Origin of the sequence: Hyphomicrobium sp. 99 (assembly GCF_000384335.2) — a bacterium.
In the GTDB taxonomy this organism is placed as follows: Bacteria; Pseudomonadota; Alphaproteobacteria; order Rhizobiales; family Hyphomicrobiaceae; genus Hyphomicrobium_B.
Map to the genome: position 1 here is coordinate 2,430,629 of NZ_KQ031382.1, position 16,871 is coordinate 2,447,499.

Annotated in this window: 12 protein-coding genes; 6 read left to right on the plus strand and 6 right to left on the minus strand. The window is 61.6% G+C overall.

Going from position 1 to position 16,871, the window contains the following annotated elements:
- Positions 1-73 precede the first annotated feature (73 nt).
- On the plus strand, positions 74-463 hold the full coding sequence (locus G359_RS11715) for a YidB family protein (protein ID WP_045837932.1): 390 nt from the start codon (positions 74-76) through the stop codon (positions 461-463).
- 23 nt (positions 464-486) lie between these two features.
- Here the strand turns inward: G359_RS11715 and G359_RS11720 are convergent, their stop codons facing one another.
- Positions 487-2,109, minus strand: a complete 1,623-nt coding sequence (locus tag G359_RS11720; RefSeq protein WP_045836280.1) for an isovaleryl-CoA dehydrogenase — start codon at positions 2,107-2,109, stop codon at positions 487-489.
- 264 nt (positions 2,110-2,373) lie between these two features.
- Here G359_RS11720 and G359_RS11725 point away from each other — a divergent pair, with 264 nt between their 5' ends.
- Together G359_RS11725 and hspQ are read left to right on the plus strand one after the other, a co-directional pair.
- The gene (locus tag G359_RS11725) at positions 2,374-3,435 is read left to right on the plus strand and encodes an HpcH/HpaI aldolase/citrate lyase family protein (RefSeq protein WP_045836281.1); all 1,062 of its coding nucleotides are present in this window, start codon (positions 2,374-2,376) and stop codon (positions 3,433-3,435) included.
- Between the two features lie 47 nt (positions 3,436-3,482).
- Positions 3,483-3,815 carry a heat shock protein HspQ gene (gene hspQ, locus G359_RS11730; RefSeq protein ID WP_045836282.1) on the plus strand — a complete coding sequence of 111 codons (333 nt, stop codon included), beginning with the start codon at positions 3,483-3,485 and terminating at the stop codon, positions 3,813-3,815.
- 90 nt (positions 3,816-3,905) lie between these two features.
- Here hspQ and G359_RS11735 read toward each other — a convergent pair whose 3' ends face one another.
- The gene (locus G359_RS11735; RefSeq protein WP_045836283.1) at positions 3,906-4,763 is read right to left on the minus strand and encodes an invasion associated locus B family protein; all 858 of its coding nucleotides are present in this window, start codon (positions 4,761-4,763) and stop codon (positions 3,906-3,908) included.
- Between the two features lie 345 nt (positions 4,764-5,108).
- Here G359_RS11735 and G359_RS11740 point away from each other — a divergent pair, with 345 nt between their 5' ends.
- Positions 5,109-6,899 (plus strand): extracellular solute-binding protein, encoded by a 1,791-nt coding sequence (locus G359_RS11740; RefSeq protein ID WP_045836284.1) that lies wholly within the window; start codon positions 5,109-5,111, stop codon positions 6,897-6,899.
- Positions 6,896-8,428, plus strand: coding sequence for a class I adenylate-forming enzyme family protein (locus tag G359_RS11745; protein WP_045836285.1), 1,533 nt, complete (start codon positions 6,896-6,898; stop codon positions 8,426-8,428). The genes G359_RS11740 and G359_RS11745 overlap by 4 nt, the downstream gene beginning before the upstream one ends.
- Positions 8,429-8,551: 123 nt before the next feature.
- On the opposite strand, the gene mfd is transcribed toward G359_RS11745, so the two are convergent.
- Positions 8,552-12,037, minus strand: coding sequence for a transcription-repair coupling factor (gene mfd / locus G359_RS11750; RefSeq protein WP_045836286.1), 3,486 nt, complete (start codon positions 12,035-12,037; stop codon positions 8,552-8,554).
- A 10-nt stretch (positions 12,038-12,047) separates the two neighbouring features.
- Positions 12,048-12,404, minus strand: a complete 357-nt coding sequence (locus G359_RS11755) for an FAD assembly factor SdhE (protein ID WP_245280001.1) — start codon at positions 12,402-12,404, stop codon at positions 12,048-12,050.
- A gap of 121 nt (positions 12,405-12,525) precedes the next feature.
- On the opposite strand from G359_RS11755, the gene recG reads away from it, so the two are divergent.
- Positions 12,526-14,640 carry an ATP-dependent DNA helicase RecG gene (gene recG / locus G359_RS11760; protein ID WP_045836287.1) on the plus strand — a complete coding sequence of 705 codons (2,115 nt, stop codon included), beginning with the start codon at positions 12,526-12,528 and terminating at the stop codon, positions 14,638-14,640.
- Here recG and G359_RS11765 read toward each other — a convergent pair.
- Positions 14,637-15,467, minus strand: coding sequence for a DUF502 domain-containing protein (locus G359_RS11765; protein WP_045836288.1), 831 nt, complete (start codon positions 15,465-15,467; stop codon positions 14,637-14,639). The genes recG and G359_RS11765 overlap by 4 nt on opposite strands.
- 43 nt (positions 15,468-15,510) lie before the next feature.
- Complete coding sequence (locus tag G359_RS11770; RefSeq protein WP_245280002.1) at positions 15,511-16,803, minus strand: SPOR domain-containing protein; 1,293 nt, start codon at positions 16,801-16,803, stop codon at positions 15,511-15,513.
- Between the last annotated feature and the right edge of the window lie 68 nt (positions 16,804-16,871).

Below are 16,871 nucleotides of genomic sequence, written 5' to 3' on the forward strand. Positions count from 1 at the left end.
CACGCCGCGGTCGCCCTAGATGCCGGTCAAAAGCAATCACGCTGATGACGAGCCGAACAGAGAAGGGCAGAGCATGAGCTGGAGCGATACACTCAAGGGGGTCGTGGGCAAAATTGTCGGTCAGGCCGAGGAAGGAGCCTTGCCGGATCTTCTGAAGGGTGTCCTCGGAACCGAAGGTCTGCAAGCGATCCTCACCAAGCTCCAGGACGCAGGCTTTGGATCGCAAGTGTCTTCGTGGCTCGACAAGAACAAGAGCAATCTGCCGATCACACCTGAGCAGATCCAAGCCGCGCTCGGCGACGAACACGTTCAGCAGATCGCCAAGACGCTTGGCATTCCGGTGGATTCAATTCTCGCCGCGTTGGCGAAAATGCTTCCCGAACTGGCGAACGCAGCTGGCCCCGCCGCCGATCCTCAGAAAGTGCCGCCGGCGCCTGCGCCTTCCGACCCCAAAGCCAGCTGACCGCGGGGTCTTGTCCAAAGGTATCAATTCAACGTTGGAGCGGCGCGGTCGATGATCGCTCGCGCGTTCGTGCCTCCTGGAAGAAGCCCGAATGCTCCGCCATCGCCCGATAATCGCGTGGCGCAAAACGCGTCCGCTACATCCGTCGTCGCATGGCGGATCAACAATGCAGCCTGTAACCCAACGACCAGATCACTGACGAACGAACGCGCCTGAAACTCGTCGAGTTGCTTCGATCTCTCGTGCAGTTTCAGAACGTGCGCGCAAAGCCGCTGGTCGGCCTTGGAAGGCTCATTCATCTCGTCCAAAAGCATGTCGATTGCAGCGGGCGTTCTCCCCAACGCACGCAGAACATCAAGACACATGACATTGCCTGAGCCCTCCCAAATCGAATTCAGCGGCATTTCCCTGTAAATACGCGCCAGATCGAACTCTTCGACATAGCCATTCCCACCGAGCACCTCCATGGCTTCGGCGGCAAATGCAGGCCCCCGCTTGCAAATCCAAAATTTCGCAGCCGGCGTCACGACCCGCCGAAACACTAAGGCGGCCTCATCTTCTTCGTCATAGGCGCGCGCGAGACGCATGGTCAAAATCGTTGCAGCCTCCGATTCAATGGCGAGATCGGCAAGAACGTTCATCATGAGCGACTGATCGATCAGCAGCTTCTGAAAGGCGCGGCGGTGACGCGCATGATGGACGGCCTGCGCCAAACCCTGACGCATCAGTCCGGACGTGCCGATCGCGCAATCGAGACGCGTATAATTTCCCATCTCGATGATGGTTGGAATGCCGCGCCCCTCCTCGCCGACAAGCTCGCCGTGAGCGCCATCAAGTTCGACCTCGCTCGATGCATTCGAACGGTTGCCGAGCTTGTCCTTCAGGCGGCGAATGTGAATGGCGTTCCTTGTTCCCTCCTCAGTCCATCTCGGAACGAGGAAGCACGATGGTCCAGCTTTCGTCTGCGCGAGCATCAGAAACGCATCGCACATCGGCGCCGACATGAACCATTTGTGCCCGCGGATCCGATAGAACCGGCGGCCACCGGATTCGGCATATGGCTCGGCGCGCGAGACGTTGGCCCTTAAATCCGAGCCGCCCTGGTTTTCCGTCATACCCATGCCGATCAGAGCAGATGTCTTCTGCGCCGCCGGTTTGAAACTGGGATCGTAGTCACGCGAATAAATGAGCGGCAGCCACTCGGCAGCGGCTTCTGGCGCATGCTTGAGCGTCGCGACCGCAGCGTAAGTCATCGAAACCGGGCAGTAGGTCCCGCTTTCGATCTGCGCCAGCATGAAGCAACCGCCCGCCCGCGCGACGTGCGCACCCTTTCCCGGTTTCACCCACGGACTGCTATGGAGACCATTCTCCAACGCCAGCCCCAGCAGCTTGTGCCAGCTGGGGTGAAACGCGACCTCCTCGACCCTGTGACCGTACCGGTCGAATGATTTGAGGACGGGAGGATTGCGATTGGCGTCCGCCCCAGCAGCGATCATCTCCGCCGTCCCGAGCCGCCGCCCGAGCTCTTGAAGCTTTTCCAGAGCCCACCCGGCCCCTTCACGCTCCAGAGCTTCATGGAGGATCGGATCGCAGGTCAGCAGATTATAGTTCTGAAGCGGCGGCGGCTGATTGGATACTTCGAGCATCCGGCCCTCTTTTTCTCGCAGATCTCCACTTTAGAACGATCGCGGCCCGGCGGCGAGCGCAGGCTGCCCGCCAAGAGTAGCCCGGCGCGCTGGCGCCGGGCGCGCGGAACGCCAATAGCCAACGAGAAAGCGGGCCCCGCGCGGGCGGCCGGCGCGCGGAACGCGTTTCGCCCGCGCCAACGAGAGAGTCTGTCCCGTTGACAGCGGCACACCGACCCACAATGGTGGCGCCCTCATCCAAGCCTTTGAACAGGATAGTTGCCGATGGCTTCGACGCGCACACCCGCCAAGCATTTCTCGCCCCTCGCCATCGGCGCCCCGGAACCCTATCGGGCACTTCCCGTCAAGCTCGAGCGCATGATCCACTTCGTGCCGCCGCATAACGAAAAGATCCGCGCCAAGATCAAGGAATTGGCGTCTCAGGTCGATGTTGTCCTCGGCAACCTCGAGGACGCGGTGCCCCTCGATCAGAAGGAAAACGCCCGCAAAGGCTTCATCCAGATGGTCCGCGACAACGAATTCGGATCGACCGGAGTTTGGACGCGCATCAACTGTCTGAATTCACCCTGGGTGCTCGACGACATCACCGAAATCGTCGCGAACGTCGGCAACAAGCTCGACGTCATCATGCTGCCGAAGGTTGAAGGGCCGTGGGACATCCACTACCTCGATCAGCTTCTGGCCCAGCTCGAAGCCAAGCACGGCGTCAAGAAACCGATCCTGATTCACGCGATTCTCGAGACCGCCGAAGGCGTCAACAATGTCGAGGCGATCGCCGCCGCTTCCCCGCGCATGCACGGCATGAGCCTGGGACCCGCCGATCTTGCGGCCTCCCGTGGCATGAAGACGACCCGCGTCGGCGGCGGCCACCCCGATTATGGCGTCCTCGCAGACGCTCAGAAGGATAACGCCAGCGCCGCCCGCGCCTTCTATCAGCAGGACCTCTGGCACTACACCGTTGGCAAGATGGTCGATGCCTGCCTCGCATACGGGCTAAAGCCATTCTACGGCCCGTTCGGCGACTTCTCAGACCTTGCCGCCTGCGAGGCCCAGTTCCGCAACGCCTTTCTACAGGGCTGCCTCGGCGCCTGGTCGCTGCATCCGACGCAGATCGAAATCGCCAAGCGCGTGTTCTCGCCCGATCCGGCCGAGGTCAAATTCGCGAAACGTATTCTCGACGCCATGCCCGACGGGACGGGCGCCGTCATGCTCGACGGCAAGATGCAGGACGACGCGACCTGGAAACAGGCCAAGGTCATTGTCGATCTAGCGAAGATCGTCGCCTCGAAGGATGCTGAGCGCGCGGCCCTGTACGGCGAACTCTGATCGCCGCAGGACTTGCGCCTCCCATTGGGCTGCCACACATTAGCGCTATGAGCGATATCAAGCACGCCAAGTTCGCGATCGGCCAAGTCGTCCGGCACCGGCTTTATCCGTTTCGCGGACTGATCTTCGATATCGACCCGGAGTTTGCAAACACCGAGGAATGGTGGCTATCCATCCCCGAGGAAGTCCGGCCGCGGAAAGATCAGCCCTACTACCACCTCTACGCCGAAAATTCCGAAACGACGTATGTCGCCTATGTCTCCGAGCAGAACCTGCTCCCGGACGACACAGCCGCGCCGCTCCGCCACCCCGATATTTCCGAGCGCTTTCTCAAAGACGCCAATGGCGCTTACCGCCTGCGTCCCGGCGCCACGAACTGAGCCCTCAGCAAACTCAACGTCGCAACGGCCAATAAAAAAACCGCCCCGGATTTCGCAATCCGGAGCGGTTCAATACGTCAAACGGGAAGCTTACTGCTTCGGCTTGGCCGCAGCCGGAGCCTTCGTCGAACCGGTCGTGGTCGGCGGTGCGCCCGGCGCATCGAGCGGCAGGTTCTTCAGCTGGTCTTCCTTCCACTTCTCGGCCATCTGCTGCTGACGCTGACGGATCTGCTGCATCAGTGCGCTGCGAGCCTCGGCGTACTTCTTGTTGTCGACCGGAGGACCGGCGGCAGCTTCGTTATAGCCGTCGAGAGGAACCGGGAAGCCGATCGGCTGAGCCGCGGCGTTCATAGCAAGCACCATGAGGCCGCCACCCTTCGACATCTGGTCGAGGATTTCCGGAGTTGCTTCCGTTTCAGCCGTGCACCCAGCCGGGTGGCAAAGCGCATACTTGAGTTCGATGGGCTTCAACGTCTTTTCATCGATCTTCTCGTTCTTCGAAGCAGCAGCCCACTGCTCCTTCGTGTAAATCGCGGCGCGGACACCCGGCGGGATCGCCATTCCGAGCGGCACCATGATCATCAGAGATTTCTTGTCGGAGCCCTCGACTTCGCGAATAGCCGCCGAAACGAGAACCATTCCGGTATTGCCATCCAGACGCTCATGATGGGTGAGGCAGAGAGATTTCTCTTCCTTCACTTCCTTGCCGTCTGGGCCCTTCTTCTCAATGGGTGCTTTCTCACAAAGTTTCACCCAGGCGCTCTTAGGAGCCGCCGCAGCAGCGTTGGCCGCAGGTGCAGCAGCAGCTGGCGCAGCCGCCGCCGGCTTCTTCGCTGCCGGTGCCTTCGGCGCTTCTTGTGCCCAAGCGGAAGCAGCGGACATCACTGCCACCACCGCCACGGCCGATACGAGGGCCTTGCCGCCCGCGCGCAATAGTGCGTTTGCCATCAACGTAAAAATCCTCGCTTTGTTCGTTGTGCCGGCCTTACCGGCCCATACCCCTCACCGTCGCCGTGCGTCAAAAGCTCGCCACCAAGCCTGCGCAGACCCGGCACTGTACCTGCCGTTCCGGCGCCGAGTAAGGCTCGGATTACGGCAATCGCGTGGCCGCCGCAAAGGCCAATTGGGGGCCACGACTCACCGTCCACCATCGTTGCCCGCAAGCAACTGCGACAAGCTGGACAGGGCCCACGTGCTCCCCTTAGAAGACCTCCAAGGAGGCGGCCGAATGGCGCCACACTGCCGGGATTATCGCGTGTTAACAAGCCGGTGAAAGCATTTCAGGTACCGGCAATGTCATTCGGGAAGTTTATCCTCAGCATATTGGTAGTTGCGGCGGCGAGTTTACCGGCCGCGGCCGCTCCGCGGAGCGCGATCGCCCTGCGCGGCAGTCCGCTTTTGGGCGAAAGCTTCACGGAATTCCCGTACGTAAACCCATCCGCTCCCAAAGGCGGTACGCTGACCCTCGGCGTGCTCGGCTCCTACGAGAGCGTGAACCCGCTCATCGTTCAGGGAACGCCGGTATCGGGCATCCGCGAGTTCGTTGTCGAAGCACTGATGGCACGGAGCCTGGACGAACCGTTCACGCTTTACGGCCTATTGGCCGATTCAATCGATGTCGCGGACGACCGCAAATCCGTGACCTTCACGATCAATCCCGCGGCCCGCTTTTCCGACCGTCAGCCGGTCACGCAGGACGACGTCATCAACTCGTTCGAACTCCTGAAGGAAAAAGGCCGCCCGAACCATCGCACCTATTTCGCAAAAGTCACGAAGGCCGAAAAGATCGGCGACCGCGGCGTTCGCTTCACGTTCCAGGATGCGGCCGACCGGGAACTTCCCCTTATCCTCGGCCTGATGCCCGTCTTCTCTGCCCGCGCGATGACGCCGGAACAGTTCGAATCCGGAGGCATGAAACCGCTTGTCGGATCGGGTCCCTATACGGTTTCCAACATCGATGCGGGCCGCTCGATCAGCTATCGGCGCGATCCCGACTATTGGGGCAAAGACCTTCCCGTCAATCGCGGCCGCTTCAATTTCGATGAGATCCGCTTCGACTATTTCCGCGATGCTTCGGTCATGTTCGAGGCCTTCAAGTCGGGCAATATTGACCTGAGGCTCGAAGAAGATCCGGGCCGCTGGGCTGGCGGCTACGACCTTCCGCCCGCGCGTGACGGCCGCCTGATCAAAGCCGAATTCGAAATCGGACTTCCGGCCGGGATGACTGCTCTCGTCTTCAATACGCGCCGCCCGATCTTCGCCGACCCGCGCGTGCGCCGCGCCCTGATGATGCTTTTCGACTTCGAATGGAGCAATCGCGCACTTTACAACGGACTTTTCAAGCGCACCGAAAGCTATTTCGAACGCTCATACCTTGCCTCGACCGGACACGCCGCGGATGCGCGAGAGCGTGCGCTGCTCGCGCCATTTCCCGAAGCCGTCCGCCCGGAAATTCTGGAGGGAGCTTACCGTTTTCCGGTGAGCGACGGCAGCGGCCAAAACCGTCCGAACCAAAAGGCGGCGTTCGCGCTGCTGACCGAAGCGGGCCTCGTTCTCAAAGACGGCCGTCTGATCGATCCCAAGACGGGCCAGCAGCTCGCGTTTGAAATTCTGGCGAACAGCAACGCGCAGGAAGCCCTGCTGCTGAGCTACGCTCGCAGTCTCGCACCGCTCGGTATTGCCGCGCGCGTGCGTGTTGTCGACAGCGCCCAGTATCAGCAGCGCCTGTCGAGCTTCGACTACGACATGATCCAGAACACGTGGCCGTCGTCGCTTTCACCCGGCAACGAGCAGCTGTTCCGGTGGTCGGCCAAGACGGCGGACTCCAAGGGCTCGTATAATTTCGCAGGCGTCCGCAATCCCGCTGCCGACGCCATGATCGACAGTATGCTGGCGGCAGAAACCGAACCCGATTTCATATCGGCCGTCCGCGCGCTCGATCGCGTGCTGCTGTCGGGCGACTATGTCGTTCCGCTTTTCTTCACGCCCCGCCAGTGGGTCGCCTACTGGGCGCGACTGAAGCATCCTGATAAGACCCCGCTCTTTGGTTATGCGGTGGACACGTGGTGGACGGAAAGCAAATGACGCCGGTTTCGAAAGAGCCGTTCAACATGGCGCAATACGCCATCGGCAATGCGGCGCGGCAAACTCCGTCGAAACCGGCCCTTCTCGTCTACGATACCGGAGCCCCCGACAGGCCATCCGAGACATGGACCTTCGCCGATCTCGAAGACGCTATTCTTCGCCTCGCGGCAGGGCTTGGCGAGAGCGGATTGAAGCCCGGCGATCGCGTCGCCATTCGCCTCGGAAACTCCAGCCAATCGGCACTGCTTTTCTTCGCGGCCATCGCCGGTGGTTTCGTAGCGCTACCGCTGTCCGATCAGCTGACAGCGCCTGAACTCAAGACCTTGCTCGACGATAGCGGGGCATCGGCGATCGCGACGTTCGAGCCATTGGCTGATGACATCGCACCTGGCATCAAGGTCCTCACGCCCGAGGACATTACCTCCCTCATTCAAACATCGAAGCGCTCCGATTACGCGCGGGTGAACGCGAACGACCCCGCATTCCTCATCTATACCTCGGGCACCACTGCGAAACCGAAAGGCGTCCTCCACGCCCATCGCTCGGCCCTAGGGCGGAAGCCCATGTATCAAGGCTGGTACGGGATCAACGCCGATGACCGGATGCTTCATGCTGGCGCCTTCAACTGGACCTTCACACTCGGCGTTGGCCTCACCGATCCGTGGGCGAACGGTGCGACCGCTATCGTCTGCACAGGCGAAAAGTCGCCCGAGCTTTGGCCGCGTCTCATCGCAGCGACCGGCGCAACGCTCTTCGCAGCCGTTCCCGGCGTCTACCGGCAGATTTTGAAATACGCGCGACCTGAGCCCGGCTCTCTCGGGCAATTGCGCCACGGCCTGATGGCCGGAGAAACGCCACCGCCCGGTCTCGTCGAAGATTGGACCGCAGCGACGGGTCTGCCGCTCTACGAAGCCCTCGGCATGAGCGAAATCTCGACCTACATTTCGACGGGACCAGAGGTTCCGTATCGGCCGGGCACCGTCGGAAAACCCCAAGCCGGACGGCGCATCGCAATCATCTCCGCCGACGATCGGGGCGAGCCACTGCCTCCCGACAACGAAGGCCTCATCGCCGTCCACCGCACCGATCCGGGCCTGATGCTCGGCTATTGGAACCGCCCTCAAGAAGAAGCTGAAGTCTTTCGCGGCGAGTGGTTCGTCGGCGGCGATCTCGGCTCTCTCGACGCTGATGGCTACATCACGCACCTCGGCCGCGTGAACGAGTTGATGAACGCGGGCGGGTATCGCGTGTCGCCGCTCGAGATCGAAGCAGCACTTGGCCCCTGCCCCACCATCGCAGAAGTTGCCTGCACGGAAATCCGCGTTCGAAGCGGCGTTTCCATCATCGGCGCTTTCGTTGTCCCAAGCGACGCCACGAAGAAGGACGCGGACGCGATCAAGGCCTTCGCCGCCGAGCGGCTCGCCGCCTACAAGGTTCCGAGAGAGATCATCTTCGTCGATCGGCTCCCGAGGACACCCAACGGCAAGATCCAGCGCAAAGCCCTGGCTCCGCTCATCGCTTCCAAATAACCGTCATCCCGGCGAAGGCCGGGATCCGTCCAAGACGACAGCGAACACGTCGGACCAATGCTTGGACGGATGCCCGCCTACGCGCGGGCATGACGGTGGGTGAAGATGCCTAGATAAGCGAGGCTAAGCCGCCTTCTTCGTCTTCTCGGCAATGTCCGCGAATTGCTGAATGAGCGCGCGCACGCCCTTCAAACGCTTCTCCGGTAGATCCCAATCGGCGCGATAGACGAGACGTTGATCGGGCTGAACCTTGAGCGCGCCGCGCGAATTCTGCACGAACGCGATAAGCCCCTCCGGATTAGCAAACTTCGCCTTGTGAAGCGTGATGACGCCACCCTTCGGCCCCGCATCGACCTTGGCGATACCGGCCGTACGGCAGAGGCCCTTGATCTCCATGACGTCGAAAAGATGTTCGACCTCGGTCGGCAACGGACCAAAGCGGTCCACGAGTTCCGCCGCGAAAGCGTCGATATCCGATCTCTTTTCGAGACCCGAAAGGCGCCGATACAGTCCCAACCGGAGTTGCAGATCGGTGACGTAAGGCTCCGGAATCATGATCGACGTGCCGAGCTGGATCTCCGGGCTCCACTTGTCGCCGGCTTCGAGATCGCCGCCCTTCATCGCTGAAACCGCTTCTTCCAGCATCGACTGGTAAAGCTCGAAACCAACCTCCTTGATGTGCCCTGACTGCTCTTCGCCGAGAAGATTGCCACCGCCGCGAATATCGAGATCGTGCGAGGCAAGCGAGAAGCCCGCGCCCAGCGTATCGAGCGACTGCAGAACCTTGAGCCGCTTTTCCGCGCCTTCCGTCAGCTTCTTGTCGGGCGGCGTGGTTATGTAAGCATAAGCGCGCGTCTTCGATCGACCGACACGGCCGCGAAGCTGATAAAGCTGCGCCAAGCCGAACATGTCGGCCCGGTGAACGATGAGCGTATTGGCGTTCGGCACGTCGAGGCCGGATTCGACGATCGCGGTCGAAAGCAGGATGTCGTACTTGCCCTCGTAGAACGCGGTCATCACGTCCTCGAGTTCCGTCGGCGTCATCTGCCCAGTCGCACGCGCGAACGCGAGATCAGGAACGGACTCCCGCAGGAACTCCGCGATTTCATCGAGATCGGAAATTCGGGGCGCAACATAATACGTCTGGCCGCCGCGGAAACGCTCGCGCCTCAAAGCCTCTTTCAGAATGACCGGATCGAACGGCGAGATGAACGTCCGCACCGCCAATCGATCGACGGGCGGCGTCGTGATCAGCGAGAGCTCCCGCACACCCGTCAATGCGAGCTGCAGCGTGCGCGGGATCGGCGTCGCCGAGAGCGTCAGCACATGCACGTCTTCGCGCATCTTCTTCAGGCGTTCTTTGTGATTGACGCCAAAGTGCTGCTCTTCGTCGATGATGAGCAATCCAAGACGCGCGAAATCGATCGATTTTCCGAGCAACGCATGCGTTCCGACGACGATATCGATATCGCCGGATTTGAGGCCAGCTTTGACTTCCGCCAACTCCTTCGCGCTGACCATCCGCGATGCCTGCGCGATTTTGACGGGCAGTCCTTGGAAGCGCTGGCTGAACGTGCGGAAATGCTGGCGCGCGAGAAGCGTGGTCGGAACGACGACGGCGACCTGCAGGCCGTTCATCGCGGCGACAAACGCCGCGCGAATGGCAACTTCGGTTTTGCCGAAGCCCACGTCGCCGCAAACGAGCCGATCCATCGGCTTGCCCGACGCCAGATCGCCAAGCACCGCGTCGATGCTCGCCGCCTGGTCCTCGGTCTCTTCATAGGGAAACCGCGCAACGAATTCGTCGTAGGCGCCGGTCGGCGGCACGAGCACAGGCGCTTCCCGCAACGCCCGCATCGCCGCGATCTTGATGAGTTCGTTCGCAATCTGGCGGAGGCGCTGCTTGAGCTTCGCCTTCCGCGTCTGCCAGCCGACGCCGCCGAGCCGGTCGAGCTGCGCATCCCCTTCGTCCGCTCCGTAACGCGTCAGAAGCTCGATATTCTCGACGGGCAGAAACAGCTTATCGCCGCCAGCATACTGCAGCTCGAGGCAGTCATGCGGAGCGCCGAGCGCCGTGATCGTCTGCAAGCCAGCGAACCGGCCGATGCCGTGGTCGCTGTGAACGACGAGGTCCCCGACCGAAAGGCTCGTCGCCTCCGTCAGAACGTCGGCAGCCTTCCGAGCGCGCCGGCGCTGACGCACCAGCCGATCGCCCAAGATGTCCTGCTCGGCGATGACCGAAAAATCCGGCGTATCGAAACCTTCTTCGACACCAAACACGGCAAACGCCGTCTCGCCCGGACGAAGCGCCAGCACTTCCGCGAAGTTCTCGACTTTCGCGACGTGATCGAGACCGTGATCTGCGAGCAGCGTGATCAGCCGTTCCCGTGCACCCGGAGTCCAGGCCGCCAGAATGACCCTGCGGTTTTCCGAATGAATGCGCCGGATATGCGCCACCGCGGCATCGAAAACATTGGCATCGGGATTGGCGCGTTCCGCAGCGAAGGTGCGCCCGCGTTTGCCGTGCATCGCATAGACGTTGGTCGCGCCGGGATCGTCGAACGGCGTCAGCCGCGAGACCGTGCGCGCGTCGAGCGCGGCGGTCCAATCCTTAGGTTCCAGGAACATCTGATCTGGCGGCACAGGCTTGTAAGGCGGCGCGCCGAAGCGTTGACCCTCAAGTGAATCGACGCGCGCCTCGTAGTGCTCGCGGATCTGCTCGAACCGGCGCTCGATCGCTTCGTCATCGTAATGATCGAAACTGACGCCGACACCCGGCAGATAGTCGAAAAGCGTCTCGAGGTTCGGATGAAAGAACGGCAGCCAGTGCTCCTGGCCGACATAACGCCGGCCGCTCGAAACCGCCTCATAAAGCGGATCGTCACCCGTGTTGCCGCCGAAAAGCGCGACGTAACGCGTGCGGAACAACGCCGTCGCCGCTTCGCCAAACGCGACTTCGCTCACCGGCATAAGCGAAAATTTCGGAACGGCCTTCAGCGAGCGCTGCGTCTCGGCGTCGAACGCCTTGATGGTCTCCAGCTGATCGCCGAAGAAATCGAGACGAATGGGATTGCTTCGCCCCGGCGGATAAAGATCGATAATGCCGCCACGCTGCGCGTATTCGCCAGGCTCCATGACGGTGCTCGAACGGTCATAGCCATAGGCTTCGAGCCGCTTGATGAGATCGGCCGGATCGAGCCGCTGGCCCGGCGCAATCGTCTTCACCGCGCCGCGGATGAAACTCCTCGGCGGAACGCGCTGCAAAATCGCATTGATGGTCGTCAGGACCAACGTCGGCTTCTTCCGCCCGCCGACCGCAAGCCGCCCGAGCGCCGTGATCCGCTTCGACACGATTTCGGGATTGGGGCTGGTCCGGTCGTAGGGAACAGTATCCCACGACGGGAACGGCACGATCGCGACGTCGGGCGCGAAAAAGGCGACTGCGGCCTGCAGCTCATCGAGCCGCCGGTCGTCGCGTGCGATGTGGAGATGCAGCCCGGGCTGATCGTCCGTGCGCGCAGCCTTCGTAATATCGGCGACGACGCGTCCGTCGAAACCTTCCGGCACCCCCGAAAATACGGCGCGAGAATTTTGAACCTTTGTGGTCATCTACTGCGTCTTATCTCGCCTCGGTCTGAAGACCGTGAAAGGCGCGGATATCATTCACGAGGTCCTCGAATTCGATGCCGTTGTAGCCCTGGCCGGAAAAGATCCACTGCTGGAGCGAGGGATCGGGAATTGTCAGAAAACGCTCGAAGCGCTCTATCTGTTCAATACTATAGGACGCGAGACGGTCGTCAGCATAGCGGCCGACCAGCAAGTCCATTTCTTTCGTTCCCCGATGGTGAGCGCGGTAAGACGCACGCCGCCTCTTCGCCTCGAGATCGTCCGTCATTTGCAGTCCGGGTTGCGTGAGCCTAGTAAAAGCTTCGGCGGCAGCTTGACTGAGCGCCGGCCGGCGGTCACGGTGCGCCATCCGCGAAGGTTTCCTATACCGTCCGGCGCTGCCCGCGCCTAGCGCACTAGGCCGATGCTTATTGCCGCGACCAACGGTAGCGGTCCCCGCGAGACCTGCCAACGGCGAGCCGAATTCTACGATGCGTCCAGCTTTTCTGAACCCGCTTTTCGCATCGGCGCAAACCCTGACCGGGATCGGGCCGCGTCTCATCCTGCTTTTGAAGAAATGTCTGGCCCTGCCGCCCGGCGTCTCCGAGCCGCGCGTCGTCGACGTGCTGTGGCATATGCCGACCGGCGTCATAGACCGGCGCAGCCAGCCCCAGCTCGCAGCCGCCGTGCCCGGAACGATCGTCACACTCGAACTCCGGGTGGTGAAGCACAAGCCATCGCCGCGCGGTAATACCAAAGCCCCCTACAAGGTGACATGCGAAGACGACACCGGCCGTATCGACCTCGTCTTCTTCCACGCCGAACACAAATTCATCGAGCGCCAGCTTCCCGCCGGAGAAATCCGCTTCGTCTCCGGCCGCATAGAACGCTATGGCGACAAGCTTCAGATGTCGCATCCCGATTACATCGTCTCTCCCGAAGCGCGCGATGAGATGCCGTTGCTGGAACCGGTCTATCCGTTGACTGCGGGACTCTCCGGAAAAATCGCGCTCAAAGCGGCGCGCCAAGCCGTCGACCGCGTTCCCGAACTGCCCGAATGGCAAGAGCCGAGCTGGCTCGAAGCGCGCTATTGGCCGAAATTCAATGAAGCCGTCACCAGAGTTCATCGCCCCGGCGACGCGCAAGACGTCTCGAGTGGCGCCTTGCCCTGGCAACGCCTCGCCTATGATGAGCTCCTCGCCGGGCAGCTCGCGTTCGCGCTCGTTCGGCGCAACCTCAAAACCGAACGCGGTCGGCGCCTGACAGGCAACGGCAAAATTCGTGGCAAGATCGCCGATGCACTCCCCTTCTCATTGACGGGATCGCAAAAGACGGCGCTGGCCGAAATCGCGGACGACCTCGCAGCACCTCATCGCATGTTGCGTCTGCTGCAAGGCGACGTCGGCTCGGGTAAGACGGTGGTTGCGTTGTTGACAATGGCGGTTGCCGTCGAAGGCGGAGCCCAAGCCGCCCTGATGGCCCCGACCGAAGTGCTCGCCCGCCAGCATATCGAAACGATCGCGCCGCTCGCGGAAGCGGCGGACCTGCGCATCGCGCTGCTGACGGGACGCGAAAAAGGCAAAGCCCGAGACGCCGTGATATCGCGTCTCGCAACCGGCGAAATCGACATCCTGATCGGCACGCACGCACTCTTTCAATCGGACGTGCAGTTCAAGGACCTCGCCGTCGCCGTCATCGATGAACAGCACCGTTTCGGCGTCCATCAGCGCATGGCGTTGCAGTCCAAGGGATCGAACGGCGATACCAACGTTCTCGTCATGACGGCAACGCCCATTCCGCGAACACTTCTGATGACGCACTACGGCGACCTCGATGTATCGAAACTCACCGAAAAACCAGCGGGCCGCAAACCCATCGTGACCAAGGCCGTGCCGCTCGAATTGCTCGAACGTCTGATCGATCGCGTCCGCGTCCAACTTGCAGAGGGCGCGCAGGTCTATTGGGTTTGCCCGTTGATCGAAACTTCCGAGACGACCGACCTCGCCGCCGCGGAAGAGCGCTTCGCATATCTGCGCCAGATCTTCGGCGATGGCGTCGGCCTGTTGCACGGCGGGCTATCCGGCAAGGAGAAAGACGAGACGATGTCGGCATTCGCCGCCGGTCATCTCAAAATTCTCGTTGCAACGACCGTCATTGAAGTCGGCGTCAACGTCCCGAACGCCAACATCATGGTAATCGAGCATGCCGAGCGCTTCGGCTTGGCCCAGCTTCATCAGCTCCGGGGCCGCGTCGGTCGCGGCACACGTGAATCGTTCTGCATGCTTCTCTATAAGGCGCCGCTCGGCGAGACCGCCGAGGCGCGGCTCAAGATGATGGAAGAGACCGAAGACGGCTTCCGGATCGCCGAAAAAGATCTCGAACTTCGCGGCGGCGGCGAAATTCTGGGCGCGCGCCAAAGCGGAGCACCGGGCTTCCGCATCGCCGAAGTTCCCGGCCGCGACGCGCTGCTCGAAGCCGCCCGCGACGACGCCGAACTCATCCTGCAAAAGGACCCGAACCTCGTTTCGCCGCGCGGTCAGGCGCTCCGAACGCTGCTCTATCTCTTTGAATGCGACGAAGCTGTCCGGCTGTTCCGCGCCGCCTAGACGGGAGGCTTCTCCGCTCCCACGCGAAAACGCGAAGCTTTCTTCTCTGCCGCAGCCGCAAGCCGCTTCATCTTCTCTTCCATGTCGGGCATCACGATGCCGCCTGAGAGAATGATCTTCGCCGCTTCCTCGACCGTCATCGTCAGGAAGATGACATTCGATCTCGGCACGAAGCAGATGAAGCCTGTCGGCGGCACGATACCCGTCGGCATGAAGACCGTCAGCAAATCCTCTGTGCCACCGGGCTTTACGTCCTTGATCTCACCCGTCGTCTCGCCCGTCACGAAGACGAGGCTCCAAATCTCCTTCGACGGAAATTCGATCATGCCGACTTTTTGGAAACTCGCATTCGGGCCCGTCGTCGAAATCACACTCTCGAAGATCTGCTTCAGCGCCCCGTAGACGTTGCGAACGATCGGCGTCCGCGACAGCATGAGCTCGCCCGATGAAACGAGCGTCCGGCCGAGCAGGTTCGCAGCGAGCGCACCGATCAGCGTCAAGCCGACGATGGCGATGACGAGACCCAGTCCCGGCACAGGAAACGGCAGATACGTGTCGGGATTGAATGTCGTCGGCAGAAGCGGCTTGATCCAGGCGTCGATCCAATGGATCACGCCCCACATCATCCAAAGCGTGATTGTGACAGGTCCGACAATGACGAGACCAGTCAGAAAAGCGTTGCGGATGCGTGATCCGAGATGCCAGCCGGTTCTGCCGTCATCACTGACGAGCCGTTTGAGCCCAGCGGTTAACTGCGCATCCGTCTTCGCGTCGACACCCGAAAGCTTCCGGGGAACGGGATCGTGACCAGGCGGTGCAGGGGCCATTCTCTCCCACTCGAGCTTCAGCCCGATGGAGACCGGGCGAACCTCAGTTTGTCACGACCAGACAATCAAGGCCACTGCTTCTGAGTTTGTTGCAGAGACCACGCGGCTCATCTTGCGATGCATAGCCTCCGATCCGCACGCGGTAAAACGTCCCCATCGTGCCGATGACGGCTTCATCGACGGTCGGAACGTGATTGGAGAGATCAGCGCCATGCTGCGTGACGAGACTTTGCGCCAACGCCTCGGCCTCGGCGCGCGATCTCAAAGCCGCGATATGAATCTTGTACTTACCCTTCGTCGCGACGGCATTCGATTTGGGCGTGGCAGCGAGTGCAACCTTCGTTGACTTCGCCGACCCACCATCCGCAACCGTCGTCGCGTTGCTCCAACTCGACGTTTCCGGCACGGTCGCCGCGGTCGAAGCAGTCGTCACCGTGCCGCTACCCGCTGGCGGCGGCGGAGCGGAAGCAGCTGACGAGCCGCCTCCGAACATATTGGAGAAGAAGCCCGTCACATTTCCGGGAATCGCGCTGACCGTCTGCCCGAATGAGGATCCACCCTGCGCTTCGGCGGGCGCAGCTCCATTCGATGCGGGCGAAGCAGCTGCCTGGAGGCTCGAGCCCTCCTGCGCGTTGCTTGCGTCCTGGCGCGTAATCGATGCAGCCGTCCCGTCGCCCGACCCCGTACCGCTAGAATTCTGATTGCCTGCGGCTTCGGCAATCGCCGCTGCAGAAAGCCCCGCCGAACCGGCGTTGGGCCCGGGCGCAGGATTAGCAACGATGTTGGGTCCCGGCGCAGCCGGTTTAGCGACAACGGCCGGACGGTCAGGCGTCGTGCCGGTGTCCGCGAGACCTGCCATTCGATAAGATTCCGAGCGCTCGGCGATGGCCGATTTCTGGTCGCTCGGGCTAAGTCCGTTTTTCAACCAGATCGCGCTCGTCAGGTCGGAGATCGCGAGTCCCGGCTTGTTGTCTCGTTTGTAGGCAAGGCCGCGCGTATAAAGGGCTTTCGCCATTTCCGAGGTACCAAGCACGCCTGCCTTGACGGCGATCGTCAGCTGACCGATGGCATTTTGATAGCGGCCGGCGGCATATTCCTTCAGCCCGGCGTCGTAAGCCTTCCGGCCAGCTGCCTTAGCGGCCTCTTTTTGATTAGCGTCGCTATCGTCGCCGCTTTGACCAGCCTGCGGCCCCTGCGCCGGTTGCGCTGCTTGGCTTCCAGACTTGGCTTTGCGAGCTTCCCCAACCGATGGCCAGCCGGCGAGCGCGCCAGCGAACACGCACGTAACGATGGCAGCGAGCGCCAAAGGGCGCGCCAACACCTGGAACTGCGTCATTGTCCGTACCTTCCCCAATGGTCACGTTCTAGATTTGCGCAACCTCCCCTCAAGGTATTGCAATCATT